Raw genomic sequence first — 7,386 nt, 5'->3', positions numbered from 1 at the left:
ACGTGCTCGGCTGTCAGCGTGCTGGCCGGCTGAGCATGAGAATCCGGGGGCATAGGCAGGAGGTTAGTGTCTGAGACATGCCACCAAGTATGTCATAGATCGGTATATCTAAAAGCGGAAATCGCCTAAGTGAATCACCGTGTCGATGCCGGTGAGCGCCTCCATCCACCAGGCTTGGTCGGCGTGAAACAGGTCTGGGGTTTCGATCACCTCATCCGTTTCTCGAAGATCGGTCGGCCGCTGCGAGCCTTCGCGCAGCACGAGTCGCAGCGGCGTTTCTTGCAGCGCCAGGGATCGCACCACTTGGCGACCGACAAAGCCATTCGCACCTGTTAGCAGGATCATCGCGGGCGCGCTCAGTAGACAGTCACAAGCCAGTTGCTGTTGGATGCACTGCAGCGCTCACCCCCAGCCGTTGGCGGCGGCGTCGGTGGCGTAGCGAACCTCCAGTTCGGTGATGGAGGGTTGGGTGTAGGGGATGCGGGGCTTCATCTTGCTTATTGGAGCAGCATCCTGACGTGTTCTTTGTAGGCATCGAAGGCGGCATCCAGACTCACCAATGTCGCCTGTTGTTCAATGGCTGTCGCGAGAATCAGGCGGTCCGCCGGGTCGCGATGATGTTCAGGCAATTGAGCCGCACGAACAGCCACGGCGCGGGTCACCGGCAAACAACGAACGCCGGAGCCGGCCAACGCGAGATCCAGCCAATCGTTGAGATTGGGTTGCAGTTGCAGGCGACCCCGCCGTTCAAGCCAGGCGACCTCCCAGCAGGTGATGGCGCTCACGGCAAGCTGATCGGCGCCCGCGATGTGCGTCAGGACTCGGGATGGGAGTGGGTTGACCTCGGGATCGACCCATCGCACCCAGATGTGGGTGTCAAGAACCATCATTGCAGCGCGTTCCAATCGCTCTCCGGAACGGCAGGCTCAATGAGATCATCCGTCATGTTGACTGATCCGGCGAGCTGTGGGGCGGGTCGATTGGGTTCCTTGTGGGTGCCGTCTGTTGCAAACGCTGGCTGCTCTTCCAGCAAAACGAGGACGCGCAAATTCACGCCATCCGGCACTCCCTGCGGGAGCTGGATCGCTTGGTGTTGAGCCGTGGTTTCAAATTCGATGACTTGCATGGATATCCCCTCTTGTTGAGATTGATGAGGCCGGCTGAAGTTGGCCTCACCTTGCTAGCTGATGTTGAGTGACGGGACTGCAGTCACGAAGCGAGCGCCCCGCTCGGCGAGATCGGCCAACTGCGCCTTAACCTCCTCAGCAATGTTCCAGGGCAGGATCAGCACCTCATCTGGCGGCTCATCGCGCAGGGCTGCGGGCGGGCGGATCGGAATGTGGCTGCCGGGTAGGTATTTGCCCTGCTTGGCCGCGGCGGCGTCGCAGACGTAGGGTAGCAGGTCGGGCTTGATGCCGGCGTAGTTGAGCAGGGTGTTGCCCTTGGCGGCGGCGCCGTAGGCGGCGATGCGGCGGCCAGCGCGCTGTTGTTCGATCAGGTGCGCGAGCAGGTCGTTCTTGACCTGGTTGGCGCACGGTTGGAAGGCCTGATAGGTGGCGAGATCTCGCAGGCCTTGGGTCTGTTCGGTGGCGAGCAGCTCGGCGACCGCTGCCGTGGTCGGGCGCGGGTCGTCGGCGTGGATGGCATAGAGGCGCAGGCTGCCGCCGTGGGTGGCCAGTTGTTCGACATCCCAGAGGCGCAGCGCCTGGGCTTGGAGGATGCGCTGGACCGCGTGCAGTGAGAGGTAGGAGAAGTGCTCGTGGTAGACGGTGTCGAACTGGTTGTGCGCGATCAGTTGCAGCAGGTGCGGGAACTCGAGGGTGACGGTGCCGCTGGGCTTGAGCGCGGCCTTGAGGCCAGCGGTGAAGTCGTTGATGTCTGGCACACTTGAGCGGATAGCTGATCTCTGGGCGCTTGAGGTCTTCTGCGCTCAGGTAGGCGTTGGACGGTGGCGCGTAGCCGAGGTCGAGCAAGACGTAGCGCAGCGGGGTTTGGCAGTGGCGGCAGTTCATGGGTTGGTCTTAGTGTGAACCCACGGCCTCTGCCGACACCTCTGGCAAATGCTGATGCCGACGCGCGTCTGGCAATGGATGGCCCAGCGCCTCGAGCGTTTCCAGATAGGAATGCAGGGCGTCGTAGCCTTCGCCGAGGGCCGCTTCTGGCGTTGGTCCGTCGGCCATGCAGCCTGGATAGTCGGAAAACTCAATGAGATAGCCTTCGCCCTCGTCCGGCGCGAGCGGGCGCAGCGTGCAACGCGGTAAGAGACTGTTCATGATCCGCCTCCCTTTAGGGCATCAACTAGCGCGACAAAGCGCTTGATGTAGATCGGGGCAATGGGTTTGTGTGCAGGGATGGTCACTGGCACGCACCCGCGAGTGTTGTGCCGTCGGTTTCACGCAATTGACTGTGCATGGTCGGGAGTCCAGTCGGTCAAATCATCAGGCGGGCCGGATCAGCCGCCCTTGTTCGCGCAGCATCGAGGTCTCGCCTGGGGAATCCGTGCGCATCCTGCGCGAGCTTCAGGAATTGACCCAAAAGGAGTTCGCCACACGCGCTGGGCTGCCGCTGGCGGCGTTAGTCGAGATCGAATCCGACCGCTCCGCGCTCGACATCGAGCAGGCCAAGTCCTTCGCTCGTGCGCTCAAGTGCCATCCCGGTGCCCTGGTCTTTCTAGGAGGGTTACGTCCCTCGTTTTTCTCAGCTTGAGGGCAGTGTGCAGGGGCGTGGTCGCTTTCTGGCCGCGCATCACCTGGCGGTGCTCCACGAGCAGATGGGGCGCGTGGAGCAGGCGCGAGAGTATCAGCAGCTGGCGCGGGCGTTGCGCGAGGGGCAAGGGCAGCGCTGACCCCGGCGCTAATGAAACACCGCCTCCGGAGTCTCAGCGGTCAGGATGCGATCGGACCACTCCAGCAGCGTCTCGGCATCGGCCTCTTGGATCTGCTGACGTAGCCGGGCATCGGTGGGGCCGAATTTGCGCTCCATTAAGCGCAGCAGAAGTTCGGCCTTACCCTGCTCGCGGCCTTGCTCGATGCCCTGCTCGCGGCCCTGCTCGCGGCCTTGCTCAATATACCGATCAATAAACGTCTGCATGAGGGGATCTCCCGGTGCGGTCTGTTCCAACAAGCGGCGGGCGTCACTCTCTTCCACCCGTTGTGTCCCTTGGACATAATATCTCAGCAGCGATTCCAGACTCTGTAGCGCGGTGTCACGGTCGGCGACCTGGTCGATCAAGGCGATCAACCGCTCCAGATGCTCGAGCGGCTGGTCGCTGAAGATCCAGCGCAGCGCGAGCTGCACCAGGCGGGTGAGCACATCGCCTTTGATCTCCACATCGCTGCGTGGTGAGAGATCGTGCAAGGCATAGCGAAACTGCGGCACATAAGGCTTGAGCGCCTCCGGTAGCGGCCGGATCAGCGCGTGGAAGTCGCTCGGCATGCGCCAGAGGCGCTGACCATGATAGAGCACCAGCGGATAGACCGGCGGCAAGGTCTTGGCCTCGGGATGCTGCTTGCGGTAGGCCTCGCCCTGTAGCGCGATGTAGCGCAGCAGTTGCAGCAAGACCCAGTAGTCGGGATGACTCTTGTGCTCAAACAGGATGTAGACGTGGAGCGCGAGCGCCGCTGCAGCATCTTCTAGATCAGCTGCAGCGGCCGGATCAGCCCGCTCAGGCACGGTTGGATCAGCCTCATCGGGCACACGCCATCGTAGCCGATAGACCAGATCAGAATAGGACGCGCGCAATTCCCTGGAGACGTAGCTGTCTTTGCTGATCTCCAGACTGTCGAGATCCACCACCTCAAGCAGCTCAGCCGGCAGTTGCTGGCGCAGAAAGTCCTGCGCGATCTCGCGCCGGGTGAAGCTCTCGCGGAAGTAGACATCATGCGGATTGTTGATCTCGTCCATGGTTTTCGATATCGATCCTCAATCCGAGGTTGCCGAAGGCCGCGTCTTGCCGAGGATCTTGAACAGCTCATCGAAATGGGCACTCACATGTTCCAGAGGCATGCGCGGTGGTGGCGGCTCGCGGTGCGTCGGCGGTGCGCTTGCGGGCACGCGGTTCGCCACGGCCTGGGCGGCGCGTGAGGCGGCGCTGGGGCGATGACGCGCGGCCTGGGCGCGGCGCTGATGGACCTCGGAGAGATAATTCTCGAGCTTCTTCGGGGCAAACAGTGTCGCCGGGCGCAGATAGCGGGCGCGCTCGGTGTCGCGCCACTGGCGTGTCTTGAGGTCGATCACCGCGCAGCCGGCTGCGCACCCTGCACCGCCTGATCAACCTGACCAGCCTGACCAGCCTGCACGCTCTGAGCCCCCACCCGGCGCAGCACCGCGCGATAGCGATTGGTGCGCCGGCAGCCACCGGGCTCGATCTGCAGGAGGCCAAGACTCGCGAGCTGCTTGAGCGCGCGCTTGACCGAACTGAGCGAACTCTTGGAGCGCTTCGCCAGCGTGCGCAGCGAGGGCCAGGCGAAACCGCTCTTGGAGTTGATGAAGTGCGACAGCGAGGTGGCGACCGAGCGCGCGGCGTGGGTCAACTCGGGCTCGGCGCACAGCGCGCGCTGCCAGCGCAGGATGTCCACCGGCGAGGTGGCGAACTGAGGAACGGTGGCGGTTTGGGACATCGGCAATCTCCAGGTCGATCAGGGGTGGAGACCACCGACTGAACGGGTGAGATCACGGATGGACGCGGTGCGCAGACGCCATCCCGGGAGAATGGGCTTTTTGCTAGAATACCGCTGGCCACTGGTGCACTCGACTCCTTTGCAGTCGGGGGCTTGACGCGGTGGGTGTTGCTAGCACCCCCGCGACAGTGGCACCCATCCTAGCCGCATCGGCTCGAGGCTGTCGAGTCCCCGGTGCGGATTTTTTGTGTGCCAAATCACCCATCGCCATGCGCGGGCGCCGATACAGGCGCGCGAGCGGTTGCGGTGAGCGTGTCGAGTCGGGGGCCAGTGGTGGACCAGGCGTGCGGGCCAGATGGCGGATCAAACGCGCGCGGCCAGAGTCGCGAGGCGTTGAGCGCTGCTCGTGGCCGTCGCCGCGTTCCGTGGGAGAGGGTTTTTTATTCGTTCCTGATCAGAATCGGCCCGTTCGAGCGCTCCGCCCGTTCGGGGCTCAGGGTGGCCCGACCCTGCGGTCAGGATGAACCCACCCTGGGGTCAAGATGACCCGACCCTGGGCTCAGGATGAACCCACCCTGGGGTCAGCAGGCGCCCTGCCCTGGGTCCAGTCTGGCCTCTGCTCCAGTCCGAGGCGTACCCGTGAACACGGACGACCTTATCATCGGCGCCGGCATCAGCGGCTGGTCGCTGACGATCCAGCGCAGCGCGAGCTGCACCAGGCGGGTGAGCACATCGCCTTTGATCTCCGCACGCTCGTGGGTTTTGCGCAGTTGCTCGAGGCGCCGATCGCCGAGCAGGCCCATCAGGCGATTGCCGCATGCCACTCAGTGAAACACCGCCTCCGGCGTCTCAGCGGTCAGGATGCGATCGGACCACGCCAGCAGCGTCTCGGCATCGGCTTCTTGGATCTGCTGACGTAGCCGGGCGTCGGTGGGACCGAATTTACGCTCCATCAGGCGCAGCAGAATCTCAGCCTTGCCCTGCTCGCGGCCCTGCTCGCGGCCCTGCTCGATACCCTGCTCGCGGCCCTGCTCGCGGCCTTGCTCAATATACCGATCAATAAACGTCTGCATGATGGGATCTCCCGGTGAAGTTTGTTCCAACAAGCGGCGGGCGTCATCCTCTTCCACCCGTTGTGTCCCTTGGACATAGTATCGCAGCAGCGATTCCAGACTCTGCAGCGCGGTGCCGCGGTCAGCGATCTGGTCGATCAGGGCGATCAGCCGCTCCAGATGCTCCAACGGCTGGTCGCTGACGATCCAGCGTAGCGCGAGCTGCACCAGACGGGTCAGCACATCACCCTTGATCTCGGCGTCGCTGCGTGGTGAGAGATCGTGCAGCGCATAGCGGAACTGCGGCACGTAGGGTTTAAGCGCCGCTGGTAGCGGCCGGATCAGGGCGTGGAAATCGCTCGGCATCCGCCAGCGGCTCTGGCCATGATAGAGCACCAAGGGGTAGACCGGCGGCAGGGTCTTGGCCCCGGGATGCTGCTTGCGGTAGGCCTCGCCTTGCAGCGCGATGTAGCGCAGCAGTTGCAGCAACACCCAATAGTCGGTGTGACTCTTGTGCTCAAACAGGATGTAGACGTGGAGTGCGAGGGTGGCTGCCGCGTCTGCTGGGTCAACCGCCGCTGCTGCATCTGCTGAATCACGTGCTGCTGGCGCATCGGCTTGATCACCCGTCTCCTGCGCGGCTTCGCCTTGCCCTGCTGACCGCGGTGGCGCTGGTGCTGAATGACGATCACCTTGCGCCGATGCCTGCTCAGGCGCCGCTGGATCAGCTTCATCGGGCACACGCCATCGCAGCCGATAGACCAAATCAGAATACGACGCGCGCAATTCCTTGGAGACGTAGCTGTCCTTGCTGATCTCCAGGCTCTCGAGATCCACCACCTCAAGCAGCCCAGCCGGCAGTTGCTGGCGCAGGAAGTCCTGCGCGATCTCGCGCCGGGTGAAGCTCTCGCGGAAGTAGACGTCGTGGGGATTGTTAATCTCATCCATGGCGGCGACTGTACCGGGATCGAGCCGAGACCGCGAGCGTCAGCCTCCCGATACACTCAAGCACGCAACAACCCTGCGGCGTGCTTTGGCCCCAACTGCTACGCTAGCGTCCTGCCTAACGGTCATGGCCCGCGGCCACCCTCAGAAGATGAATCGCGCAACAATCACCTGAACCTCAGCCGCTTTGGCCGTTAAAGCCGCTCGAGCTTGGGCAAACGCAAACGACGAAAGGCTCAGTGTGTCGAACGGTAGGCTCCAGTGTCCACGTCCACAACACCGCAGAGCAGTCCAGCATCGCCAGCCGTGAAGCCACATTCAGCGAATCCGTTCTCAACAAGTTCGCGCTCAGCGCAACCGCGCTCAAGCAAACCGAACCGATCGGTCGATTACCTCATCATCGGCGCCGGCATCATCGGCCTCACCGTCGCGCGCGCCCTCCAGCAGCGCGACCCCGGCGCTCGCCTGACCCTCATCGACAAAGAGCCCCACCTCGGCCAACACGCCAGCGGCCGCAACAGCGGTGTGCTGCATAGCGGCATCTACGACAGCGCCGAGAGCCTAAAGGCGCGCTTCACTCGCGATGGCAACGCCGCCTGGCAGGCGTACTGCACCGAGCGCGGCCTGCCCTTGGAGCGCTGCGGCAAGCTCATCGTCGCGCGCGATGCCGAGGAGCACGTGCGCCTGGCCACCCTGGAGCAACACGGGCACGTCAATGGCGTCGAGGTCCAGCGCCTGGACGAGACCGAGACCCGCGCCCTGGAACCGCA

The 7,386-nt window shown here is 63.5% G+C and carries 13 protein-coding genes and 1 pseudogene; 3 read left to right on the top strand and 11 right to left on the bottom strand.

Annotation, left to right across the window (positions count from 1 at the left end):
- Positions 1-108 precede the first annotated feature (108 nt).
- The 6 genes and pseudogenes from CCR82_RS07025 to CCR82_RS07005 all read right to left on the bottom strand — a co-directional run bounded on the left by CCR82_RS07025 (position 109) and on the right by CCR82_RS07005 (position 2,273).
- The gene (locus CCR82_RS07025) at positions 109-345 is read right to left on the bottom strand and encodes an NAD-dependent epimerase/dehydratase family protein (protein WP_201244688.1); all 237 of its coding nucleotides are present in this window, start codon (positions 343-345) and stop codon (positions 109-111) included.
- 152 nt (positions 346-497) lie between these two features.
- Positions 498-887, bottom strand: a complete 390-nt coding sequence (locus CCR82_RS07020) for a type II toxin-antitoxin system VapC family toxin (protein ID WP_242513326.1) — start codon at positions 885-887, stop codon at positions 498-500.
- Positions 887-1,126, bottom strand: coding sequence for a hypothetical protein (locus tag CCR82_RS07015; protein ID WP_201244686.1), 240 nt, complete (start codon positions 1,124-1,126; stop codon positions 887-889). The genes CCR82_RS07020 and CCR82_RS07015 overlap by 1 nt, the downstream gene beginning before the upstream one ends.
- Positions 1,127-1,180: 54 nt before the next feature.
- Positions 1,181-1,885, bottom strand: a complete 705-nt coding sequence (locus tag CCR82_RS18585; RefSeq protein WP_338073125.1) for a methyltransferase C-terminal domain-containing protein — start codon at positions 1,883-1,885, stop codon at positions 1,181-1,183.
- 55 nt (positions 1,886-1,940) lie between these two features.
- Positions 1,941-2,012, bottom strand: a pseudogene (locus CCR82_RS18580) (hypothetical protein); the annotation flags it as partial.
- Positions 2,013-2,021: 9 nt separating this feature from the next.
- Complete coding sequence (locus tag CCR82_RS07005) at positions 2,022-2,273, bottom strand: type II toxin-antitoxin system HicB family antitoxin (protein WP_201244685.1); 252 nt, start codon at positions 2,271-2,273, stop codon at positions 2,022-2,024.
- A gap of 226 nt (positions 2,274-2,499) precedes the next feature.
- Here CCR82_RS07005 and CCR82_RS18575 point away from each other — a divergent pair, with 226 nt between their 5' ends.
- Both CCR82_RS18575 and CCR82_RS18915 read left to right on the top strand, forming a co-directional pair.
- Positions 2,500-2,706: a helix-turn-helix domain-containing protein gene (locus CCR82_RS18575; RefSeq protein WP_338073124.1), complete on the top strand. Its 207-nt coding sequence runs from the start codon at positions 2,500-2,502 to the stop codon at positions 2,704-2,706.
- A gap of 7 nt (positions 2,707-2,713) precedes the next feature.
- Positions 2,714-2,845 (top strand): hypothetical protein, encoded by a 132-nt coding sequence (locus CCR82_RS18915; protein WP_276570549.1) that lies wholly within the window; start codon positions 2,714-2,716, stop codon positions 2,843-2,845.
- Between the two features lie 8 nt (positions 2,846-2,853).
- On the opposite strand, the gene CCR82_RS06995 is transcribed toward CCR82_RS18915, so the two are convergent.
- From CCR82_RS06995 to CCR82_RS06975, 5 genes are all read right to left on the bottom strand, one after another.
- The gene (locus tag CCR82_RS06995; RefSeq protein WP_201244684.1) at positions 2,854-3,903 is read right to left on the bottom strand and encodes an Rpn family recombination-promoting nuclease/putative transposase; all 1,050 of its coding nucleotides are present in this window, start codon (positions 3,901-3,903) and stop codon (positions 2,854-2,856) included.
- A gap of 18 nt (positions 3,904-3,921) precedes the next feature.
- Complete coding sequence (locus tag CCR82_RS06990) at positions 3,922-4,236, bottom strand: conserved phage C-terminal domain-containing protein (RefSeq protein ID WP_201244683.1); 315 nt, start codon at positions 4,234-4,236, stop codon at positions 3,922-3,924.
- Positions 4,233-4,619 carry a helix-turn-helix domain-containing protein gene (locus CCR82_RS06985; RefSeq protein ID WP_201244682.1) on the bottom strand — a complete coding sequence of 129 codons (387 nt, stop codon included), beginning with the start codon at positions 4,617-4,619 and terminating at the stop codon, positions 4,233-4,235. Before CCR82_RS06985 ends, CCR82_RS06990 begins: the two co-directional genes overlap by 4 nt.
- Positions 4,620-5,200: 581 nt before the next feature.
- Positions 5,201-5,443 carry a hypothetical protein gene (locus CCR82_RS06980; protein ID WP_201244681.1) on the bottom strand — a complete coding sequence of 81 codons (243 nt, stop codon included), beginning with the start codon at positions 5,441-5,443 and terminating at the stop codon, positions 5,201-5,203.
- Complete coding sequence (locus tag CCR82_RS06975; RefSeq protein ID WP_201244680.1) at positions 5,444-6,619, bottom strand: Rpn family recombination-promoting nuclease/putative transposase; 1,176 nt, start codon at positions 6,617-6,619, stop codon at positions 5,444-5,446.
- 303 nt (positions 6,620-6,922) lie between these two features.
- Here CCR82_RS06975 and CCR82_RS06970 point away from each other — a divergent pair.
- On the top strand, positions 6,923-7,386 hold a 464-nt coding region (locus CCR82_RS06970; protein ID WP_201244679.1), incomplete at its 3' end, for an FAD-dependent oxidoreductase.

This window comes from Halochromatium salexigens (assembly GCF_016653295.1).
GTDB lineage: Bacteria > Pseudomonadota > Gammaproteobacteria > Chromatiales > Chromatiaceae > Lamprobacter > Lamprobacter salexigens.
Note: the sequence above shows the minus strand (reverse complement) of the source record. Positions and strands in the feature narration are given on the sequence as shown.

Excerpts from the sequence above, each read along its gene's own strand:
- CCR82_RS07005 (WP_201244685.1), bottom strand. The coding sequence starts at position 2,273 with ATGAACAGTCTCTTACCGCGTTGCACGCTGCGCCCGCTCGCGCCGGAC.
- CCR82_RS06975 (WP_201244680.1), bottom strand. The coding sequence starts at position 6,619 with ATGGATGAGATTAACAATCCCCACGACGTCTACTTCCGCGAGAGCTTC.
- CCR82_RS07015 (WP_201244686.1), bottom strand. The coding sequence starts at position 1,126 with ATGCAAGTCATCGAATTTGAAACCACGGCTCAACACCAAGCGATCCAG.
- CCR82_RS07025 (WP_201244688.1), bottom strand. The coding sequence starts at position 345 with ATGATCCTGCTAACAGGTGCGAATGGCTTTGTCGGTCGCCAAGTGGTG.
- CCR82_RS06985 (WP_201244682.1), bottom strand. The coding sequence starts at position 4,619 with ATGTCCCAAACCGCCACCGTTCCTCAGTTCGCCACCTCGCCGGTGGAC.
- CCR82_RS06995 (WP_201244684.1), bottom strand. The coding sequence starts at position 3,903 with ATGGACGAGATCAACAATCCGCATGATGTCTACTTCCGCGAGAGCTTC.
- CCR82_RS07020 (WP_242513326.1), bottom strand. The coding sequence starts at position 887 with ATGGTTCTTGACACCCACATCTGGGTGCGATGGGTCGATCCCGAGGTC.